This window comes from Burkholderia torrens (assembly GCF_984668525.1).
Map to the genome: position 1 here is coordinate 3,141,666 of NZ_OZ480211.1, position 21,217 is coordinate 3,162,882.

General features: G+C 67.2%; 21 protein-coding genes. 3 read left to right on the top strand and 18 right to left on the bottom strand.

What is annotated here, in order from left to right:
• Positions 1-3 precede the first annotated feature (3 nt).
• The 9 genes from AC5LXX_RS14555 to AC5LXX_RS14595 form a co-directional block, all read right to left on the bottom strand.
• A complete protein-coding gene (locus tag AC5LXX_RS14555) occupies positions 4-1,020 on the bottom strand; it encodes an SIS domain-containing protein (protein ID WP_493403169.1) in 1,017 nt (338 codons plus the stop codon).
• Positions 1,013-2,116, bottom strand: a complete 1,104-nt coding sequence (nagA, locus tag AC5LXX_RS14560; RefSeq protein ID WP_124452104.1) for an N-acetylglucosamine-6-phosphate deacetylase — start codon at positions 2,114-2,116, stop codon at positions 1,013-1,015. Before nagA ends, AC5LXX_RS14555 begins: the two co-directional genes overlap by 8 nt.
• Positions 2,117-2,214: 98 nt before the next feature.
• Positions 2,215-2,949: a GntR family transcriptional regulator gene (locus AC5LXX_RS14565; RefSeq protein ID WP_493409891.1), complete on the bottom strand. Its 735-nt coding sequence runs from the start codon at positions 2,947-2,949 to the stop codon at positions 2,215-2,217.
• A gap of 312 nt (positions 2,950-3,261) precedes the next feature.
• Positions 3,262-6,465, bottom strand: a complete 3,204-nt coding sequence (locus tag AC5LXX_RS14570) for an error-prone DNA polymerase (protein WP_493409892.1) — start codon at positions 6,463-6,465, stop codon at positions 3,262-3,264.
• Between the two features lie 6 nt (positions 6,466-6,471).
• Complete coding sequence (locus AC5LXX_RS14575) at positions 6,472-7,965, bottom strand: Y-family DNA polymerase (RefSeq protein ID WP_493409893.1); 1,494 nt, start codon at positions 7,963-7,965, stop codon at positions 6,472-6,474.
• The gene (gene imuA, locus AC5LXX_RS14580) at positions 7,898-8,605 is read right to left on the bottom strand and encodes a translesion DNA synthesis-associated protein ImuA (RefSeq protein ID WP_493409894.1); all 708 of its coding nucleotides are present in this window, start codon (positions 8,603-8,605) and stop codon (positions 7,898-7,900) included. The genes AC5LXX_RS14575 and imuA overlap by 68 nt, the downstream gene beginning before the upstream one ends.
• 150 nt (positions 8,606-8,755) lie before the next feature.
• A complete protein-coding gene (locus tag AC5LXX_RS14585) occupies positions 8,756-9,550 on the bottom strand; it encodes an ABC transporter ATP-binding protein (protein ID WP_493409895.1) in 795 nt (264 codons plus the stop codon).
• A 1-nt stretch (position 9,551) separates the two neighbouring features.
• On the bottom strand, positions 9,552-10,448 hold the full coding sequence (locus tag AC5LXX_RS14590) for an ABC transporter permease (protein ID WP_493409896.1): 897 nt from the start codon (positions 10,446-10,448) through the stop codon (positions 9,552-9,554).
• Between the two features lie 136 nt (positions 10,449-10,584).
• Positions 10,585-11,550, bottom strand: a complete 966-nt coding sequence (locus AC5LXX_RS14595; protein ID WP_493401622.1) for an ABC transporter substrate-binding protein — start codon at positions 11,548-11,550, stop codon at positions 10,585-10,587.
• A 333-nt stretch (positions 11,551-11,883) separates the two neighbouring features.
• On the opposite strand from AC5LXX_RS14595, the gene AC5LXX_RS14600 reads away from it, so the two are divergent.
• Positions 11,884-12,192, top strand: a complete 309-nt coding sequence (locus AC5LXX_RS14600) for a VF_A0006 family four-cysteine protein (protein ID WP_493409897.1) — start codon at positions 11,884-11,886, stop codon at positions 12,190-12,192.
• A gap of 125 nt (positions 12,193-12,317) precedes the next feature.
• On the opposite strand, the gene AC5LXX_RS14605 is transcribed toward AC5LXX_RS14600, so the two are convergent.
• The 4 genes from AC5LXX_RS14605 to AC5LXX_RS14620 form a co-directional block, all read right to left on the bottom strand.
• Entirely contained in the window at positions 12,318-12,650 is a 333-nt protein-coding gene (locus AC5LXX_RS14605; protein ID WP_493409898.1) for a DUF1493 family protein, read from the bottom strand.
• Positions 12,644-13,099, bottom strand: coding sequence for an STM2901 family protein (locus tag AC5LXX_RS14610; protein WP_493409899.1), 456 nt, complete (start codon positions 13,097-13,099; stop codon positions 12,644-12,646). The genes AC5LXX_RS14605 and AC5LXX_RS14610 overlap by 7 nt, the downstream gene beginning before the upstream one ends.
• Positions 13,100-13,494: 395 nt before the next feature.
• Positions 13,495-14,310, bottom strand: coding sequence for a MetQ/NlpA family ABC transporter substrate-binding protein (locus AC5LXX_RS14615; RefSeq protein WP_124452126.1), 816 nt, complete (start codon positions 14,308-14,310; stop codon positions 13,495-13,497).
• A gap of 213 nt (positions 14,311-14,523) precedes the next feature.
• A complete protein-coding gene (locus AC5LXX_RS14620; protein WP_493409900.1) occupies positions 14,524-16,158 on the bottom strand; it encodes a methyl-accepting chemotaxis protein in 1,635 nt (544 codons plus the stop codon).
• 214 nt (positions 16,159-16,372) lie between these two features.
• On the opposite strand from AC5LXX_RS14620, the gene AC5LXX_RS14625 reads away from it, so the two are divergent.
• Positions 16,373-16,663 carry a YciI family protein gene (locus tag AC5LXX_RS14625; protein WP_493409901.1) on the top strand — a complete coding sequence of 97 codons (291 nt, stop codon included), beginning with the start codon at positions 16,373-16,375 and terminating at the stop codon, positions 16,661-16,663.
• 140 nt (positions 16,664-16,803) lie between these two features.
• Here AC5LXX_RS14625 and AC5LXX_RS14630 read toward each other — a convergent pair whose 3' ends face one another.
• From AC5LXX_RS14630 to AC5LXX_RS14650, 5 genes are read right to left on the bottom strand one after another with little or no spacing between them, the layout of a single operon-like run.
• Positions 16,804-17,421, bottom strand: a complete 618-nt coding sequence (locus tag AC5LXX_RS14630) for an SCO family protein (protein WP_493409902.1) — start codon at positions 17,419-17,421, stop codon at positions 16,804-16,806.
• Between the two features lie 18 nt (positions 17,422-17,439).
• Positions 17,440-18,342, bottom strand: coding sequence for a heme o synthase (gene cyoE, locus AC5LXX_RS14635; RefSeq protein WP_034189234.1), 903 nt, complete (start codon positions 18,340-18,342; stop codon positions 17,440-17,442).
• A gap of 8 nt (positions 18,343-18,350) precedes the next feature.
• Positions 18,351-19,463: a COX15/CtaA family protein gene (locus AC5LXX_RS14640; protein WP_493401627.1), complete on the bottom strand. Its 1,113-nt coding sequence runs from the start codon at positions 19,461-19,463 to the stop codon at positions 18,351-18,353.
• Positions 19,464-19,488: 25 nt separating this feature from the next.
• Positions 19,489-20,115, bottom strand: coding sequence for an SCO family protein (locus AC5LXX_RS14645; RefSeq protein WP_493409903.1), 627 nt, complete (start codon positions 20,113-20,115; stop codon positions 19,489-19,491).
• Between the two features lie 60 nt (positions 20,116-20,175).
• Entirely contained in the window at positions 20,176-20,886 is a 711-nt protein-coding gene (locus AC5LXX_RS14650; RefSeq protein ID WP_493411132.1) for an SURF1 family protein, read from the bottom strand.
• Between the two features lie 84 nt (positions 20,887-20,970).
• Between AC5LXX_RS14650 and AC5LXX_RS14655 the strand changes: the two genes are divergently transcribed.
• Positions 20,971-21,180, top strand: a complete 210-nt coding sequence (locus tag AC5LXX_RS14655; RefSeq protein WP_059688661.1) for a twin transmembrane helix small protein — start codon at positions 20,971-20,973, stop codon at positions 21,178-21,180.
• Positions 21,181-21,217 lie beyond the last annotated feature (37 nt).

Below are 21,217 nucleotides of genomic sequence, written 5' to 3' on the forward strand. Positions count from 1 at the left end.
CTATCAGTGCGTTTCGGTGACTTTGTTCAGGTGGCGCGGCGTGTCGGGATTGCGGCCGCGCGCGACGGCGAGATCGGCTGCCATCACGTAGAACGAAAGAATGGCGGCGATCGGGTCGAGCGCCGGATGGGCGGACTGCGCGAGCGGCAGCACGGTGCCCGATACGCCGGGCGTGCCGGCCGGTGCCGCGAGCAGCACGGCCGCGCCGCGGGCGCGCATGTCGTCGGCGAGCTGCAGCAGGCCGGCCTGCTCGGGGCCCGGCGGCGCGAACACGAGCAGCGGATAGTCGCGGTCGATCAGCTCCATCGGACCGTGGCGGACTTCGGCGCTCGAGAATGCCTCGGCCTGGATGCCGGACGTTTCCTTCAGCTTCAGCGCGGCTTCCTGCGCGATCGCGAGGCCGAGACCGCGGCCGATGACGATCATCCGCTCGACGCCCGCGAGCGCGGCAACGGCCTGCGACCAGTCGAGCCGGCCGGCCTGCGCGAGCACGTCGGGCAGCCCGCGCAGCGCGGTCATCAGCGCGGCGTCGCGCTGCCAGTACGCGACGATCTGCGCGGACAGCGACAGCATCGCGATATAGCTCTTCGTCGCGGCGACCGACAGTTCGGGGCCGGCGAGCAGCGGCAGCTGGTGCTCGCATGCATCGGCGAGCGGCGACGGCAGCACGTTCACGGCGGCGACGGTGCGTGCGCCGGCTTCGCGCAGCGCGGCCATCGTGTTGACGAGATCGGGGCTCTTGCCCGACTGGGAAAACGCGATCGCGAGTTGATCCTGCACCTTCAGCGGCGCCTGCTGCAGCGTCGCGACCGACATCGGCAGCGACGCGACCGGCACGCCGAGGCGGCTCATCGTCAGGCTCGCGAAATAGCTCGCGGCGTGATCCGAGCTGCCGCGTGCGACCGTCAGCGCGACGGCCGGCGGATGATCGAGCAATTGGCCGGCGAGCGCTTCGACGCGCGAGGTGTCGGCGATCTGCGCGGCGACGACCTGGGCGGACTCGCGCGCCTCCTTAAGCATATTCGACAATCGATTCTCCTTCGACGTAGGTCGCGGTGAGGTTCAGGTCGCGATCGAACACCGCGAGGTCGGCCCATGCGCCGCGCTCGAGGCGGCCGCGATCGGCGACGCCGAGGTAGTCGGCCGCGTAGCGCGACATCCGGTTCGACACGTCGGCGATCGGCAGGCCGAGCGACACGAGGTTGCGCAGCGCCTGGTCCATCGTCAGCGTGCTGCCGGCGAGCGTGCCGTCGGCCAGCCGCACGCCGCCGAGGCACTTCGTCACGTGCTGGCTGCCGAGGCGGTATTCGCCGTCGGGCATGCCGGTGGCCGACGTGCTGTCGGTCACGACGTACAGGCGCGGGATCGCGCGCAGCGCGGCACGAATCGCGCCCGGGTGCACGTGCAGCAGGTCGGGGATGATTTCCGCGTATTCGGCGTGAGCAAGCGCCGCGCCCACCAGGCCCGGATTGCGGTGATGCAGCGGCGACATCGCGTTGAACAGGTGCGTGAAACCGCATGCGCCGTGCTTGAGCGCGGCGACCGCGTCGTCGTAGGTCGCGAGCGAGTGGCCGAGCTGCACGCGCACGCCGCGCGCGGCCATCTCGCCGATGATCTCGATGTGGCCCGCGATCTCCGGCGCGAGCGTGACGACGCGGATCGGCGCGATCGACAGGTATTTCAGCACTTCGTCGAGCACGGCCGATACGGCCGCGTCGGGCTGCGCGCCGAGCTTGCCGGGATTGATGTACGGCCCTTCGAGGTGCACGCCGAGCACGCGCGCGCCGCCCGGCGTACGCGTGCGCGCAACGGTGCCGAGGTTCGCGACGACCTGCATCAGTTCGTCGCGCGGCGCGGTCATTGTCGTCGCGAGCAGGCTCGTCGTGCCGAATTGCGCGTGCGTGCGGGCGATCGTCTCGATCGCGTCGCCGCCTTCCATCACGTCGGCGCCGCCGCCGCCGTGCACGTGCAGGTCGATGAAGCCGGGCAGGATGTACGGCGAGTCGTTCTTCGCGGGATCGACGGGCGTGCCGTCGAGCGTGGTGATGCGGCCGTTCTCGCTATCGAGCGAACCGTGAATCCAGCCGTCGGGGGTGAGGATGTTTCCAGTCAGCATGACGTTCTCTTGATGATCTGGTGACGCGGGCATCCGCGTCGTGATTTGCAAATTCGTGTCGTTGCTTCGCGCTTGTCGCGCGCGGTCAGTCTCGCGCGTCAGCGTTTCAGTTCGGCGACGAAGTCGTAGTAGTCGTCGCGGCAATACGTTTCAGTCACTTCGATCGCGCGCTGGTCGGCGCCGTAGCCGATCCGCGTGATCACCAGCAGCGCCGAGCCCGGCTTCACCGCCATCCATTTCGCGATCGCGTGCGGCGCATTCGCCGCGCGAAAGTGCTGCAGCGCGCGCACGACGGTCATGCCGCGCGCGTCGAGATATTCGTACAGCGACGCGCCAAGCGCCTGCGGATCGGGCACCACCGCAGCCGGCAGCGTCGAATGCTCGACGGCCATCACGATGCCGTCCGCGCGGCGCAGCCGTTCGAGCCGCGCCACCGACGCGCCGGGCGCGAGGCCGAGTCGCGTGATCTCGTCGCGGCTCGCGGTGCGCAGCGTGCGCGACAGCCACACCGAATCGGGCACGAAGCCGCGCTGCTGCATCTTCGCGGTGAAGCCGACGAGACGCGACAGCGGATCGGCGACACGCGGCGTGATGAAACTGCCCGCCCCGCGCGCCCGCTTGATCAGCCCCTGCTCGACCAGCAGCGCCAGTGCGCGACGGGCCGTGATCCGCGACACGCCGACCGACACCGACAGCAGCCGCTCCGACGGCAGCGCCTCGCCGGCCCGCCACGCGCCGCCGTGAATCGCGCTCGCCAGGTTGCGGGCGAGCTGCAGATAGAGCGGCGTGTCGTCGAGGGGATCGGGCGCCAGTTCGGACCAGCCGGTTTCCATGTGCCTCCGGGTGTCGGACGACGGCCTCGGGCCATCGAAAGTGAACGCATTATATAACCACCATAATACCAGTCAACGAACTGGTATTAGCGTCGCGAAAATCTCCGAAAGCCTTGCCCGGCAAGCGTTTTAGTACTGAGAAAACCTTTGTTTACAACGCAGTGCGGGATAGGGATTTACCCGGAGTGGTATGCAAGGGGACAGTTCCAGTGAGCGGTCCGGCCAGGTTTTGGGTGCGGATATGAGACCGGGATAGAACCAATTTGATCAACTGGTATGCATCGGCTGCGGGTGTGCCGTGCGACTCGCGTGTCAGTGAAACTCGCGGCTCGACGTGCGCAGGCCGCCGAGCAGCGGCGTCAGATCCTCGAAATGCTGCACGACGAGGTGCCTCACGTCGCTCGCGACCTGCCACACGCCGGACGCCGCGAGCAGCCGCGAATCGAGGGTTTCGCGGCGCTGCCGTGCGAGCAGCTCGGGCCGGACGATCAGGTTCACGCAGCCGGTTTCGTCCTCGAGCGTCATGAACATCACGCCTTTCGCGGTGCCCGGCATCTGCCGCGCGGTCACGAGCCCGCATGCGCGGGCGAGCCGGCCGTCGGGCCGGTCATGCAGTTCGGCCGCGGACGACAGCCGCCGCGCGCGCAGCGCGGGCCGCAGCAGCGCGACCGGGTGGCGGTTCAGCGTGAGGCCGGTGGTGTGATAGTCGGCGAGGATGTCGTCGGCTTCCGACGGCGCGCCGAGCGCGGGTTTCTCCGCTTCGTCGATCGGCGCGGCGGCGAGCAGGTCGCGCTCCGGCGCCGCGGCGACGGCCTGCCACAGCGCGTCGCGGCGATGGCCGGCGAGCGTCGCGAGCGCATTCGCGGCGGCGAGCGCTTCGAGGTCGCGGCGTTCGAGCTGCGCGCGGCGCGCGAGCGTGTCGACGTTGTCGAACGGGCCGGCGGCGCGGGCGGCTTCGATGCGGCGCGCGGCGGTTTCGCCGAGGCCGCGCACGAGCGACAGGCCGAGCCGCACGGCCGGCTGGCCGTGTGGCGGCGGCTGGCCGGGTAGCGCTTCGAGCGACGCCTCCCAATTGCTGTGCGTCACGTCGATCGGCATGACCTGAACGCCGTGGCGTTTTGCATCCTGCACGAGTTGCGACGGCGGGTAGAAACCCATCGGCTGGCTGTTCAGTAGCGCGGCGAGGAAGATCGCCGGTTCGTGACATTTGAGCCAGCTGCTCGCGTAGGCGAGTTTCGCGAAGCTCGCCGCGTGGCTTTCGGGGAAACCGTAATCGCCGAAGCCCTTGATCTGCTCGAAGATCTGCTCGGCGAATTCAGGCGGATAGTCGCGCTCCCGCATCCCGTCGACGATCTTGCGGTGATACTGCTCGAGATTGCCCTTGCGCTTCCAGGCGGCCATCGCGCGCCGCAGTTCATCTGCCTCGCCAGGTGTGAAGCCTGCCGCGATCATCGCGATCTGCATCACCTGCTCCTGGAAGATCGGCACGCCCTTCGTGCGTTCGAGCGCCGGCTTCAGGTCTTCCTTTGGATAACTGACCTTTTCGATGCCCTGGCGCCGTTTCAGGTAGGGATGCACGGCCCCGCCCTGGATCGGCCCCGGCCGCACGATCGCGACCTCGATCACCAGGTCGTAATAGGTGCGCGGCCGCAGGCGCGGCAGCATCGACATCTGCGCGCGCGATTCGATCTGGAACACGCCGACCGTATCTGCGCGGCAGATCATGTCGTAGGTCGCTTCATCGTCCTGCGGGATGTGCTTCAGCGTGAACGGCTCGCCGTCCGGCTCGGGCGGCCCACGCCACGCGGTGCGCATGTCGAATGCGCGATGCAGCGCCGACAGCATGCCGAGCGCGAGCACGTCGACCTTCATCAGCTTGAGCGATTCGAGATCGTCTTTATCCCACTGAATCACGCGCCGCCCGTCCATCGCCGCATTCTCGACCGGCACGAGCCGCGTGAGCTTGCCGCGACTGATCACGAAACCGCCCGAATGCTGCGACAGGTGACGCGGAAAATTGAGGAGCCGCGCGGCGAGTCGGGCCCATGCCTGGATGAGCGGCGTCTGCGGATCGAGCCCGATCGTCCCGAATTGCTGCAGCAGATCGCGACTGCCGTCGAACCAGCGGTGCCCCTTCGCGACACGATCGACCAGCATCGGATCGACACCGAGCGCCTTGCCGGTTTCGCGCAGCACACCGCGCGGACGGTAGGTCGATACAGCGGCCGCGAGTGCGGCACGGTCGTCTCCATATTTTTTGTAGATGTGCTGGATCACCTCTTCCCGGCGCTGATGCTCGAAGTCGACGTCGATATCGGGCGGCTCGCCGCGCTCCGCGCTGATGAAGCGTTCGAACAGCATCGTGCTCTGCTCGGGATTCACCTCGGTGATGCCGAGGCAGAAGCAAACGACCGAGTTCGCCGCCGAGCCTCGCCCCTGGCACAGGATGTTCTGGCTGCGCGCGTATTTGACGATGTCGTAGACGGTCAGGAAGAACGGTTCGTAGCTCAGCTTCTCGATCAACGCCAACTCGTAATCGATCCGCTCCTGCACGTGCCCGGGTATCTTTCCGGCGTAACGTTGAAGTGCGCCGCCCTGAGCCTCCTGCTTGAGATAACTCGTCGGCGTATGCCCCTTCGGCACGATCTCGTCGGGATACTCGTAGCGCAGCGAGTCGAGTTCGAAATCGCACGCATCGAGAATCGCGCAGGTCTCCTCGATCTCCGCCGGCGAATACAGATTCCCGATCCGGTTCCGCGCGCGCAGATGCTGTTCCGCATTCGGCGCCAGCGCATAGCCGCACTCCGAAACCGGCATGCCGACGCGGATTGCCGTCATCACGTCCTGCAGCTCCTTGCACGAGCGCCGGTGCATCGTCACGTCGCCGAGCGCAACGACACGCACGCCGCGCCGCTCGGCCGCAGCGCGAATCTCCTCGCGCTGCGCGCCGTCCAGCGCACGCTGCAACTGCACGAGCCCGAGCCGCGCACGTTCGCCGAACGTCGCGCGAAACCACGCGACCTGCGCATCGAGCACGTCGGCCCGCACCGGGTACGCGGGCACGAGAATCGCGAAACAGTCGGGCATGCCGCGCAAGTGCGCAAACTCCGCGGGCGGTGCCGACAGCATCCGCGACGTCAGCTTGTAAGTCCCCTTCGGCGACGCCATCCGCCGCCACGAAATCAGCTCGGACAGGTTGCCGTACCCCTCGCGGTTCTGCGCGAGCAACACGAGCCCGAACGCACCGGGGCCCGGGTCGTGGCCGGGCGCGACGTCATCCGGCGTGACTTCGAAGTACGAACCGATGACGAGCGGCAGCCCTTTCGCCTTCGCCGCGACATGCATCCGCGGCGCGCCGGCAAGCGAGCATTCGTCGGTGATCGCGATGCCGCGATAGCCGAGTTCCACCGCACGCTCGACCAGTTCGTCCGCATGCGACGCGCCATGCAGGAACGAAAAGTTCGAACGGCAGAACAACTCCGCGTAATCGGGCAGCCAGCTGAATTCCGCCACCATCTCCGTTCACCCGAACAAGCCGTGCAGGAACCAGTGCGGTTCGATCCCGCCACTGCTGCTCGGCAGTTCCTGAAAAATCCAGTAGCACGCACCGGCTTCGTCCTGCGCAACGTAGTAATCGCGCGCAGCGAGCTGGCCATCGAACCATCCGGCCTCGATCCGCTCCGCCGACGACATCCGCCTCAGCGGCGTATGGAATACCGGCCGCTCGCCACGCATCAGGAGCAGCAACGGCTCGGCCAGCAGCCACGCCGGCCGCGGCGGCACCGCCGGCGGCCCGCCGGCCGGCTTGCCGGCCTGCGCATCGAGCGGCAGCCAGCGGTTCGCGGCCTCGGGCCGGTGATCGGCCACCGGCGCCGCGCGCAATACGTTCTCCGCACCCAGCCGCGCGACCAGCAATTCGAACAGCCGCGCACGCGTCTCGCGCGTGCCGCCCGGCTCGGGGAAAAGATCGTCGGCCGGCGGCGCGACCGATTCGACGCGCGTGGCCTTCAGACGCACCGCGATCACGGCGGCCGGCAATTCGACGCGCGCGAGCCGCTCGCCGAGCAGCCGCATGAAGTGCACCTCGTCGCGCACCGGCGCGGCGAATGCAAGCTCGAGCGGCGTCGGCGGCACGGCCTGGCGGCCGCGCTCGTGTTCGAGATCGAACGTCATCGCGGCCAGCGACAGCTGCCGCGCGGCCAGCCAGCCGCACAGCTGCACGACGAGCCGGCGCGCGGCGAACAGCACGGCTTCCGCGTATTCGACGCGCTCCGGCAATTCGAGCCGCACGTCGAACACGGGCGGCACCGCCATCCATGCCAGCGGCTCGACCGCGTCGCCGTACGCGCGATCGAGCGCGGCCAGCAGCGCGGGGCCGCAACGGCGCTGCAACCCCGCGCGCGGCAGGCCGCGCAGATCGGCGAGCGTGCGGCAGCCGAGGCCGTCGAACCAACCCGCATACGGACGCGCATCGGGCAGCAGCACGCAGGGCAGCCGGTCGAGCGAGCGGACGAGCGAGGCCCTACCGGCGACGCGGCGCCGGATGCGCGAGCGCGCCGACATGCGCGCGAGCAGCCATGCCCCTTGCCCGGTCGGCGCGGCGGACAGGCGCGCCGCATAGCCGAGCGCCGCGAGCGTCGCGCGCACCTGGCGGCACAGCGACGGCAGGCCGCCGAACAGGCGCAGGCTCGGGCCGACGTCGACGAGCAGCGTGGCTTCGTCGTCGAGCGCGACGCACGGCGAGAAACGCAGCAACGCGAGCGCGACCGCGCGCAGCGCATCGGCCTCGCGTGCGGGATCGCGTTCGACGAGCTGCGTCTCGGGCGCAAGCGTGAGCACGCCGCCGCGCTTCATGCCCGCGCGCACGCCCTGCCGCCGCGCGGCCGCATCGGCGATCAGCACGACACCCTGCTCGAGCACCGCACGGCCCGCGCCGCCGGCCGCTGCGTCAGGCGGCGGCGGGGCGCACACGTCGAGCGGCAGGCGCGGCAGATGGATGCCGAGCAAGACGCGCATAGCGGCTCTCCACGATAGGCGACGGCAGGTCGAGCACGAGCGGCTCGCTGCGCGCGGGCCCGCGACGCTTGACGATGTCGAGCGACACGCCGCCCGGCACGGGATACAGCGCGACGCGCAGCACGGCCGGCGACGGCTGCCGCGCGGCCGACAGCGGGCGCAGCATCACGAACAGCGTGTCGCCCGTGCGCGCGGCCGCGAGATGCAGGCGCCGCAGCGCATCGGGTCGCGCGTCCTGCCAGAGCAGCAGCGCGCCGCAACAGCCGGTCCTGAGTGCCTGCTCGGCGGCCCATAGCGCGTCCGTACGGCTGCCGGCGCGCAGCCACAGCAGCGCGTCGGCCGGCACGCCGAGGCTGGCGAGCGCGGTTGCATGCGGCGATTGCGGCGGCGCGACGAGCGCGAGCGGACGCCGGGCGCTGACGGTGCGGGCAAGCGCGGGCGCAAGCAGCCGCATCTCGCCGCAGCCCGGCTGCGCGGCCAGCAGTTCGACGAGCCCGCCGACCGGCCAGCCGCCGCCAGGCAGCTCGGCCGACAGCGGCACGAAGCCGGTCTCGATCGTGCGCGGCCCGCCGCGCGCGAGCTGCGAGCCGCGCCAGAGCGACGGATGAAGGGATTCGGGAGAAATGGAGGATGCGAGCATGACGCCACCCACAACTGTATGGATATACAGTATATGGCAATGCGCCCGCGTCGCACAGCACCGGTGCGAAACCGGTTTTCGTCAGAGGAAAAACCGAGAGGAAGCCGGCGCGCGCGTCATGTCACCGCGCGCCGGCCCGCCTGCCGCCCGTCAGCCGAGCAGCAGCGCGTCGTCGTCGAGCTGCTCGTGGCGCACCTTCTCGAACATCTGCAGCAGGTCCGGCACGTCGAGCCCGCGGCGCGCGTCGCCCGACACGTCGAGCACGACCTGCCCCTGGTGCAGCATCACCGTGCGGTCGCCGTAGTCGAGCGCCTGCCGCATGCTGTGCGTGACCATCATCGTCGTCAGCTTGCTCTCGGCGACGATGCGCGCGGTCAGCTCCAGCACGAACGCGGCCGTCTTCGGGTCGAGCGCGGCCGTGTGCTCGTCGAGCAGCAGGATCCGCGACGGCCGCAGCGACGCCATCAGCAAGCTCACGGCCTGCCGCTGGCCGCCGGACAGCAGCCCGATCCGGTCGGTCAGCCGGTTCTCGAGGCCGAGATTCAGGAGCCGCAGCTTGTCGCGGAACAGCTCGCGCGACGGCCGGTCGAGCGCCGCGCGGAAACCGCGCCGCACGCCGCGCGCCATCGCGAGCGCCATGTTCTCCTCGATCGTCAGCGCCTCGCAGGTGCCGGCCATCGGATCCTGGAACACGCGCGCGACGAGGTGCGCGCGATCCCACGCGGCCTTGCGCGTCACATCCGTGCCGTCGATCGCGATGCGTCCCCCATCGACCGGCTGGTCGCCGCTGACCGCATTGAGGAAGGTCGACTTGCCGGCGCCGTTCGAGCCGATCACCGCGACGAACTGGCCATCGGGAATCTCGAGCGACAGCCCGCGCAGCGCACGCGTCTCGATCGGCGTGCCGGGATTGAACGTGAGTTTGAGATCTTGTGCGGACAGCATGTCATGCCCCTCCGTTCTTGCGCGCGAACAGCTTCCTGCGCGTCGCCGGCAGCACCAGCGCGATCGTGACGAGCGCGGCCGTCACGAGGTTCAGGTCCTGTGCCTTCAGGCCGATGAATTCGCTGTTCAGCGCGAGCGCGATGAAGAAGCGGTAGACGATCGCGCCGAGCACGACCGCCAGCGTCGTCAGCACGAGCCGGCGCGCGGGCAGCAGCGTCTCGCCGATGATCACCGCGGCCAGCCCGATCACGATCGTGCCGATCCCCATCGAGATGTCCGCGCCGCCCTGCGTCTGCGCGAACAATGCGCCGGCGAGCGCGACGAGCGCGTTCGACAGCGCCATCCCGGCGAGCGTCGCGCGGCCGGTCGCGATGCCTTGCGCGCGCGCCATCCGCGGGTTCGCGCCGGTCGCGCGCATCGCGAGGCCGAGCTGCGACGAGAAGAACCAGTCGAGGCCGAGCTTCGCGACCACGACGACGATCGCGAGCAGCGCCGGGCGCAGCACGTAGTCCGGCATCCAGTCGGGCTGCAGCACGGTGAACAGCGTCGGCTCGGTGATCAGCGGCACGTTCGGCCGGCCCATGATCCGCAGGTTCACCGAATAGAGCGCGATCATCATCAGGATACTGGCGAGCAGATCCATGATCTTCAGGCGCACGTTCAGCCAGCCGGTGATGAAGCCGGCCACCGCGCCCGCGACGATCGCGATCAGCGTCGACGTGAACGGATCGTAGCCGGCCGAGATCAGCGTCGCGGCGACGGCGCCGCCGAGCGGAAAGCTGCCGTCGACGGTGAGGTCGGGGAAGTTGAGGATGCGGAACGAGATCAGCACCCCGAGGGCGACGAGACTGAAGATCAGGCCGATCTCCAGCGCGCCCAGAAACGAGAACAGAGACATGATGGGGAAATCCTGTTGCTTCCCGGCCGGACGTGTACGGCCGGGCGAAGCGAACGGGCGGCTCCGGGTGGGAGCCGCCCGTCCGGCGATGTCGTCCAGGCCCGGATCGGGCCTGCAAGCGCGGCGCTCGGGCCGCTTACTTGATGACCGTCTTCGCTTCCTTCACGAGATCCGGCGCCAGCGTGACGCCCTGCTTCGCGGCCGCGCCCGTATTCGCGAACAGTTCGAGGTTGCTGCTCGTCTCCGACGCGATCGCGCCCGGCTTCTCGCCCTTCAGGATGCGCGCGACGACCTTGCCCGTCTGGCGGCCGAGGTCGCCGTAGTTGATGCCGAGCGCCGCGATGCCGCCGCGCTTCACGCTGTCGGTGTCGCCCGCGACGAGCGGGATCTTCGCCTCGTTCGCGACCTTCACGAGCGCTTCGTACGCGGACACGACGTTATTGTCGGTGTTCGTGTAGATCACGTCGACCTTGCCGATCAGGCTCTTCGCGGCCGGGCCGATGTCGACGGTACGCGGCGCGGCCGCTTCCTTCAGCGTCATGCCCTGCTTCGCGAGGATCTCCTTGAGTTCCTTCACGACGACGACCGAGTTCGCCTCGCCCGGGTTGTAGACCATGCCGACCGTCTTCGCATTCGGCACGACGCGCTTGATCAGCGCGACCTGGCGATCGAGCGGCAGCTTGTCGGACACGCCCGTCACGTTGGTGCCCGACGGGCCCCAGCCTTTCACGAGCTGCGCGGCGACCGGATCGGTGACGCCCGAATAGACGACCGGCACGCTCTTCGTCGCGGCAACGACCGACTGCGCGGCCGGCGTCGCGATCGCGACGATCACGTCGGGTTTGTCGCCGACGAACTTGCGCGCGATCTGCGCGGCCGTGCCCGTGTTGCCCTGCGCGCTCTGGTATTCCCACTTGAGCTTGTCGTCGCCGTAACCTTCCGCCTTCAGTTCGGCGCGCACGCCGTCGCGGATCGCATCGAGTGCCGGATGGTCGACGATCGACAGCACCTTGACGGTCTGTGCATGCGCGGCGCCTGCAAGCGCGAGTGCGGCGACGCCGGCCGTGATCGAACGGATCGCGAAATTCTTGAAACGCTTCATGGGTGTGTCTCCCCCGTATTGTGTTGGTTCTGGATGATGGATTCCCGCCGCCGTCGGGCGGGCGCCGCCGCACGTACGAGACGCGGCGATCGGCCCGCGCACGCTCCGGGAAAGCGTGCAGCGGCGAACGCACGAGGATACCATTTCCGCAGACCACCGCCTGACGCCGCGCTTTCGTGCGATCGGCCGATGCACGTTGCTGCCGCGCTGTCACGAAATGCCCGGGCAGCCCGGCTGGCGGCGCTTCGCGCCCGTTCCGGCACAACGCGCCAGCCGCGTTGACAGCTTTACGTTATGCTGTCCGCCGACCCGAGCCACATCATCGGAGGGGACTTGAAACGAACGATTCATACGATCGCATTCGCGGCCGTCGCGCTGGCGCTGCCCGGTGCGGCATTCGCGCTGACCGACGGCAGCGAGCAATACGACAACTGCATGCTCAATGCGCTGCGCGAAAGCCGCAACGGCGCGGCGGCGCAGCTGATCCAGCGCTCGTGCGACGCGCTGTATCGCAACAACGCGATGCTGCTGCCGCGCGAACGGCGCTTTCACGAGTGCGTCGTGCAGTCGCTGCCCGGCGTGCGCGACAACTACGCGATCCAGCAGATCATGTCGATCTGCTCGCGGCGCGGCGAGATGTGAACGGGCGGCGGACGCCGCGCCGTCGCCCCGCCTTTACGCGCACCGATTTGAAAAAAGGGGCTGCGCGATGCTTGCATCAACGCCGCACGGCGCCCCCTCAGGCCGCAGGCAAACTCGGTGAGCGGTCAGTCGTAGAGCCAGCGTCCCGCTTTTGCCGATGCGATCAGCATTCGAACATTCAGATCCGGTACACGATGGATCACTTTTTTCTTAAACGGATTGATTAAGTCAAGAAACGAAGAATCGTCTTCCGGATAATATTTTTTTATATCGAATCCACTTATATCAACATTGAATTTCATCGAATACTTCCGCATCAGATCCTCGACCTCACAATCATCAAAATCCAAGTCCAGATCCAAATCGGTACTTTCCGTTATCTCATCAGCCATGAACGATATAGAGAATCCGGACTTTTTCCTTATAAATTCAATCACCTCCTTCTCAATATCTACCATAGCCCATCCTCCTCCGTTGCAACTCTATTGTAGTGAGCCACCGCCTTGCCAGCAATAATGGAAATATCCCTTGCAAGAATTACCCAACCCAGCACGGGGATCGTCCTTCCTGCAAAGGTTCCGATATTTCTGACCATCCTGATTTTCAAATTTCTCACCGGCCCGCCCACCAGTGTTGGCAATTTCAATCCAAACGGGAATTGAGCTTTTTGAAAAACTCTTCTAGAGTATTTGCTTGCAAGCGAAGTTCCCTGTATCGCGCCGATCGGCTTTGTCCTGGTCGGCAAATTACTTCTACCAAGCAAGATCATGCCAACCGACACGGCATCATCGACGCCCAACTGATTCATCGTTTCGTCGATCATGATCCAGAAGAACAATTCTCCCGCAGTCAAGTTGACCATCCCATAATAATGGTAAGCCCCATTCGATTTCCCGACAGCATCCATTCAGCGTCCTCGTTCATATTTTTTAAAACTGTTTTTTTAGTCTAACGAAGACATACGGTTACCGTGCCGACAAACCCGGCCGATCTATTGACTGATCGCACCGCAACGATGGTGGAATTTCACGCGAAAAGAATCGTTATTCGGCTCGGCGTGAACAACGACGGGACGCGGCGGGATGCCGGAGAGAGAACGTGCATACCGATTCCGAATTGGAGCGGCCGCGCACACGCTCCATATGAACGTGACGAACCGTTATCAAACGGCTTTTATCCATGAGCGCCAATGCAATTGCGCCGTGCAATCTTCACGCTGCGCCTGAATCTCGAAAGCACTCCGATCGCACATAAAAAAAGGCCTGCATACATGCAGGCCTTCGTTCGATCAACCGATCGCGTTCAGAACGACGCGACCATCGAGCCCTTGAACTGCTTCTTGATGAATTCCTTCACTTCCGGCGACTGGTACGCCTTGACCAGCTTCTTCACCCACGGCTGGTCCTTGTCCTTCGCGCGCACGGCGATCAGGTTCGCATACGGGCTCGTCAGCGCTTCGAGCGCGATCGCGTCCTTGGTCGGCTGCAGGTTCGCGGCCAGCGCGTAGTTCGTGTTGATCACGGCGGCGTCGACGTCCGACAGCACGCGCGGCAGTTGCGCGGCGTCGAGTTCCGAGATCTTCAGCTTCTTCGGGTTCTCGGCGATATCGAGCACCGTCGCGTTGTTGCCGCCCGTACCGGCGCCGGCCTTCAGCTTGATCACGCCTTGCGTCTGCAGCAGCAGCAGCGCGCGGTTCTCGTTCGACGGATCGTTCGGCACCGCGATCTTCGCGCCTTGCGGCAGGTCCTTCAGCGCCTTGAACTTCTTCGAGTACACGCCGATCGGCGAGATGTAGGTCAGGCCCGCGCTGACGATCTTGTAGCCGCGCTGCTTCACCTGGCTGTCGAGGTAGGGCTGGTGCTGGAAGCTGTTCGCGTCGAGGTCACCCGAGTCGAGCGCCGCATTCGGCTGCACGTAGTCGTTGAACTCGATGACCTTCACGTTCAGGCCTTCCTTCTCCTTCGCGACCTTCTGCACGAGCTGCCACACTTCCGAATCCGGGCCGGCGACCGTGCCGACCTTGATCACCTTGTCTTCGGCATGCGCGCCTGCCGACAGCGTCAGCGCGGCGCCGGTGGCCAGCACGGAAAATACCTTCAGGAGACTGCGACGCTTCATCTGTTTCTCGCTTTCTTGCTTGACTGAAATGGGGCGCGATACGGGTAAGCCCCGACTCGCAGGAAGGGGCAAATGGTGTCACAGGATCAGCGGGAAGTGAAATACATCCCGCTCATATGGGTATGCACCGCAGCGGTGCTGCCGGTCGCTGCACGACTTGGCCGTTAGTTGCGTTCCCAATGTGCCGCGCCTCGGCCGGCACGCGTCACACCACTACCCAACCGCCTCGTCGGCCGCCTGCGCGCCGAACGCCGGTTCGGCCGCCCGCCCGCCGGCCCGGCGCAGCGCCGGCCCGCCGGTGTCGCGGACCCGGAACGCGCCGACCGCGTCGCGCAGCCGCGCGGCCTGTTCCTGCAGCGACGCGGCGGCCGCGGCGGCCTCCTCGACGAGCGCCGCGTTCTGCTGCGTCACCTGGTCCATCTGCGTGACCGCGCGCCCGACCTGCGTGATGCCGCTCGCCTGCTCCTCGGACGCGGCCGCAATCTCGCCCATGATGTCGGTCACACGCGCGACGGCCTGCAGGATCTCGCCCATCGTCGTGCCGGCCTGGCCGACCAGCGTCGAGCCGTTGCGCACGCGCTCGACCGAGTCGACGATCAGCTCGCGGATCTCCTTGGCGGCCGTCGCGCTGCGCTGCGCGAGCGAACGCACTTCGCCTGCGACTACCGCGAACCCGCGGCCCTGCTCGCCCGCGCGCGCAGCCTCGACCGCCGCGTTCAGCGCCAGGATGTTGGTCTGGAATGCGATGCCCTCGATCACGCCGATGATGTCGGCGATCTTGCGCGAACTGTCGTCGATCTCGCCCATCGTGCCGATCACGCGGTTCACGACGTCGCTGCCGGTGCGCGCGATGTCCGATGCGTTGTTCGCGAGCCCGCTCGCCTGCCGTGCGTTATCGGCGTTCTGCTTCACGGTCGCGGTCAGTTGCTCCATGCTCGCGGCCGTTTCTTCCAGCGACGCGGCCTGCTCCTCGGTACGCTGCGACAGGTCGTCGTTGCCGGCCGAGATCTGGCGGCTCGCCGACGCGATCGATTCGGCCGACTGGCGGATCCCGCCGATCGTCGCCTGCAGCCGCGCCTGCATGTCGTGCATCGCGGCCATCATGCTCGTGCGGTCGCCCGCGCGCACCGGCACCGGCTGCGTCAGGTCGCCCTGCGCGATCCGCGCCGCGAGCGCGGCCGCTTCGTCGGGCTCGCCGCCGAGGCTGCCGCGGACGTTGCGGATGATCACCAGCATCGCCGCGCTGATCACGAAGCCGATCACGAACACCACCGCGAGGTGGCCCAGAAGCGTCCGGTAATAGAGCGTGTCGATGTCCTTCAGGAACACGCCGCTCGAGATGTTCCAGTCCCACGGCGCGAACCGCGTGACATAGCTGATCTTCGGCACGGCCGTCTCGCTGTGCGGCAGCCGCCCGCGATATTCGGCGAAACCGCTGCCGGTCGCCTTCGCGGCGTTCAGGATCGTCACGAACAGCGGCTTGCCGTCCGGATCGAGATAGTCGCCGACCTGCGTGTCGACGAGCTTCGGCAGCGTCGGGTGCATCAGCACGACCGGCTTCGAGTCCATCACGAACACGTAGCCCGAATCGCCGTAGCGCATCGCGGCGAGACTCGCGAGCGCATCGCGCTTCGCGTCGGCCTCGGGCAGCGTGCCGCTCTGCGCGAGCGCGTGATACGCCTTCACGATGCCGGCCGCGGAATCGACGAGATTCGCGATGCCCGCCTTGCGTTCGTCCAGCATCGTCGCGCGCGTCTCGTACGCGCTCCATGCGCCGACGCCCAGGAGACCGATCCATACCAGCGCAAGCGCGAGCCACAGCTTGCGGTTCAAACTCATTCTGCTCATCTGCGTGCCTCTGTCGATGTCGATGCGCGCGAACGGCCTGTCCCGCGCAAACGGTTGCCTATTTATTTACGGCAACGAGGCTTACAACTTGAATACACGTCCGCATGGCGAACCGGCGAACGACAGGCCGTGCCGGCGCGACAGCCGCGATCCGCTGTGCTACAAAGACCGGCTGACCGGCGCGCCACGCGCCGGCACCATTCCAGGGCCATCCATGTACGTCATCGACATCCACTACACCGCGTCGCTCGCGCGCATCGACGACGCGCTCGAACGCCACCGCGCGTATCTGCAACCGCAGTTCGACAAGGGCATCTTCATCGCGGCGGGGCCGAAGGTGCCGCGCGAAGGCGGCGTGATTCTCGCGGCCCGCATCGATCGCGACGAACTCGACGCGATCCTCGAGACCGACCCGTTCGTCACCGAAGGGCTCGCCACGTATCGCGTGACCGAATTCCGGATCACGCGCGCCGCGTCCGGCTTCAACGTGCCGACGCTGCCGTAACGCGACGCCGGCGCATCACGCGCACGGGCAAACGCGCCGCCCGGCGGGCAGCGCATGCAGGCAACGGGAAAAGAGGGAAAGCGTGACGGCGCGGGTTGGCCGTCACGTGATCGCCGGGCCGTGCGCCCGGCGGCTGCCGGTCAGCCGACCAGCAGCTTCAGGTCGTGGACCCACGGGGCGGGACCCTGGCCGTCGCGCACGAACAGGCGCAGCTTGCCGTCGCGGTCGAACACATAGCTCGCGGCCGTGTGATCCATCGTGTAGCTGCCGGGCGTCTTGCCGGGCACCTTCGCGTAGTACACGCGGAAATCCTTCGTGACCTTCTTCAGCGCCGCTTCGTCGGCCGGCCGCAGGCCGATGAACGACGGGTCGAACGCGGGCACGTACTGGCCAAGCAGCGCCGGCGTGTCGCGCTCCGGATCGATGGTGACGAACAGCACCTGCACGCGCTTCGCGGCATCGGGCCCGAGCTGCTTCAGCGCTTCGGACAGCTCGGCCATCGTCGTCGGGCACACGTCCGGGCAGTGCGTATAGCCGAAGAACATCACGACGGCCTTACCCTTGAATTCGCCGAGCGTGCGCACCTTGCCGGCCGTATCGGGCAGCGAGAAGTCGCTGCCGAACTGCGTGTTGCCGGTGATGTCGAGATTCTGGAATTTCGGCGCGTTGTCGCATCCGGCGAGCAGCAGCGCTGCCGTGAATGCGCACGCGAGCATCCAGCCTTGGCGCGCGCGGCGCCCGAACCGTGAATGGAGCATTGCGTTCAAACCGTGCGGTTACACGCCGAGCAGCGGGCGTGCGTAGTGATCGACGAGCAGCGCGGCGAACAGCAGCGACAGGTAGACGATCGAGTAGCGGAAGGCCTTGCGGGCAAGTTCGTCCGAGTAGTCGCGGTGGATCTTCCACGCATACGCGAGGAACACCGCGCCGAGCAGCACCGCGCTCGTCAGGTAGACGGCGCCGCTCATCCCGGAGATGAACGGCATCAGCGTGACGGCGAACAGGATCACCGTGTACAGCAGGATGTGCAGCCGCGTGAATTTCTCGCCGTGCGTGACGGGCAGCATCGGCAGCCCCGCGTTCTCGTAATCCTTGCGGCGATAGAGCGCGAGCACCCAGAAATGCGGCGGCGTCCACACGAAGATGATCAGCACGAGGATCCACGCGTCGCCCGGCACCGCGCCGGTGACGGCGGCCCAGCCGAGCGCCGGCGGCATCGCGCCCGACGCGCCGCCGATCACGATGTTCTGCGGCGTCATCGGCTTGAGCAGCAGCGTGTAGATCACCGCGTAGCCGACGAACGTCGCGATCGTCAGCCACATCGTCAGCGGGTTCGTGAACGTATAGAGCGTCCATGCGCCGACGCTGCCGAGCACGGCCGAGAACAGCAGGATCTGCGGCGTCGTGATCTCGCCGCGTGCGGACGGGCGCCACGCGGTACGGCGCATCATCGCGTCGATCTTCTGTTCGACGAGGCAGTTGATCGCGAACGCGGCGCCGGCCAGCAGCCAGATGCCGATCGTGCCGCCGATCAGCACATGCCACGGCACCATGCCCGGCGTCGCGAGGAACATGCCGATCACCGCGCAGAACACCGCGAGCTGCGTGACACGCGGCTTCGTCAGCGCCATGTACTGGGAGAAGCGGCTACCGGGCGATTGGGAGAGGGTGCTTTGCATGGGGACGGTCACGCCGGGGCGGCGTCGCGCGCAGGCTGCGCGACACGGCCGGGGCGGCTTGAAAGGATGCGAAAGTTTAACATGACGACGAGCAGCAGCAGGACCGCGGCCCCGCCGTTGTGCGCGACGGCGACCGGCAGCGGCCACTGCAGCACGATGTTGGTCAGGCCCGTCACGAACTGCAGCAGCACGACCAGCAGCACGCCGTTCGCGGGCCGCCGCAGCGATTCGAAGCGGCGCATCTTCAGCGCGAACGCGACCAGGTACGCGACCACGACGAACGCGAACGTGCGGTGCGTCCAGTGGATCGCGACCAGCGCGTCCTGCGTGATCGCGTCGCCGTCCTTCGTCATCCCGAGCGCGCGCCACAGATGGAAGCCGTGCTGGAAATCCATCGGCGGGATCCACTGGCCGTTGCAGGTCGGGAAGTCGGTACACGCGAGCACCGCGTAGTTGGTGCTCACCCAGCCGCCGAGCGCGATCTGCACGACCAGCAGCACGAGCGCCGCGAGCGCGGCCGCGCGGAAGCGCCCTGCCTCCGGGTCATACGACGGCAGCGGGGTCTGCCGCGCCGCGAGCCAGCCGAGCGTGCCGAGCAGCGTGAGGCCGAGCAGCAGGTGGATCGTGACGATCACCGGCTGCAACTTCATCGTGACCGTCCACGCGCCGAACGCGCCCTGCACGAGGATCAGCAGCAGCAGGCTCGTCGGCCACCACGGCGACACGTGCAACGGGCGGCGGCGCAGCCGCGCGGCCCATGCGATCACGACCTGCGCGATGATCAGCACGCCGATCGCCATCGCGAAATAGCGGTGGATCATCTCGATCCATGCCTTGGTCATGCTGACCGGCCCCGTCGGCATCGCCTGGTGCGCGGCCGAGATCGCGGCGTGCGCGATGAACGGCGACGACGTGCCGTAGCAGCCGGGCCAGTCGGGGCAGCCGAGCCCCGAATCGGTCAGGCGCGTGAAGCCGCCGAACATCACGAGGTCGAGCGTCAGGAACGTGGTGATCCACACCAGCTTGCGGAACTTGTCGTCGTCGGCCTTCACCCACACGTACGACAGCGGCAGCAGCGCGATGCACAAGCCGATCAGGCCGAGTTGCAGTAGATACGACATCGGAATGGTGCCTCGTTCTCTCGCCTTAACCGATGCTCGACCACTTCAGCAGCTTCGTCACGTCCGACTTGATCTTGCTGGGATTCGGGTCTTTCGGGAAACGCATCATCAGGTTGCCGTTCGGATCGACCATGTAGATGTGGTCGCTGTCCTTCGTGCCGGCGTCGGCCGGCAGCCATGCGGCCACCGCGGCCGGATCGGCGACGAGCCGGCGCGTGTCCGGGTAGGCATCCAGCACCTTCTGCGGCATCGCGCCCGCATCGCTGCGCAGCCACACCATCGTGATCCGGTGCCGCTCGCCCGCCTGCGTGACGCGGATCTGGCGCATGAAATAGAGCTTCTGCGCACACGCGTCGTCGCACGCGCTGCGGTCGGTCATCACGAACAGCCACACGCCGCGCAGCGACGACAGCGGCACGGTCTTGCCGGTTTCGTCGGTCACCTGCAGATCGGCCGGGATCGGGCGCTGCGGCTCGATCAGCGTGCCGTAGTTCGTCGACCCGCCCTTCGGCTTGATCACGTAATAGGTGAAGTACGACGCGATCATCGGTGCGGCGCACACGAGACCCAGCAGCACGAGCATCCAGCGGCCGCGCTTGCGGGCCGCAGGCGAGATCGGCGCAGCGGCCGGACCCTGACGGGAAGATTGCATGGACAAATCAGACCTCTCGAAACGAACCCGCGGCGCCGGCGCCGCGTCCTGGGATGGCGCTCATGCGCCGGCCGACTTCTTCGCCGCACGCCGCGCGGCGTACAGGCCGAAGCCGAGCGCGGCCGCCGCCATCGCCCACCACTGAAACATGTAACCGTAATTGCGCTCGACGCCGGTCGTCGCCGCCGGCCAGTCGCGCACGAGCTTGTCGCCGTCGTCGCTCGTCTGCTGGATCACGAACGGCTGCAGCGGCAGCCCCGTTTCCTTCGCGTACTCGGCGACGTCCAGGTTCTGCCGGATCTTCTGGTGCGCGGCCGACCCGCCTTCGCCGAGCTCGAACGCACGCGATGCGTCGGCGCGCGCGATGCCGACGATCTCGACGTCGCCCGCCGGCGTCGCGAACGGCTCGATCGCCGTGCGATCGGCAATATTGCGCGGCAGCCAGCCGCGGTTCACGAGCACGACGCCGCCGCCCGTGAGTTTAAACGGCATCACGACGTAAAAACCCGGCTGGTCGTTATACGGCCGATTGTCGAGGAACACCGCCTGCTCGGGCAGGAACCGGCCCCTGGCCCGCACGCGATGAAACTCGATCGACGCGAGCGGCATCGGCTGCGCGCCGACGTCGACGGGCACCGCCTGCTCGTAGCGCGCGATGCTCGCCTGCAGCGCTTCCTTCTGGTGCGCGCGGTCGCGCTGCCAGAACCCGAGCCGGATCGTGACGGCGACGACGAAGAGGATCAGGAGCGCGGGCAGCCAGCGGATCTTCATCATGCGGCCCGCCCGGCACCTGCGCGAAAGCGAAGTGCGATAATTATCCTCTTCCTTTCGAATTGCCGTTGTCCGGTTCGTGTCATGCACATACTCGTTCCCATCGCCTTCGTCCTCATCATTGCCAGCATGGGCTCGGCGCTCTACTTCATGATGCACGACCGCGGCCACACGAAGCGCATGGTCTGGTCGCTCGCCACCCGCGTCGGGCTGTCGGTGTCGCTGTTCCTGCTCATCCTGGTCGCGAACTGGATGGGCTGGATCCATTCGACCGGCCTGCCGATCGGGCGTTGATGCCGTTGCCGCGGCCGCCGCTGCGACCACTGTGACA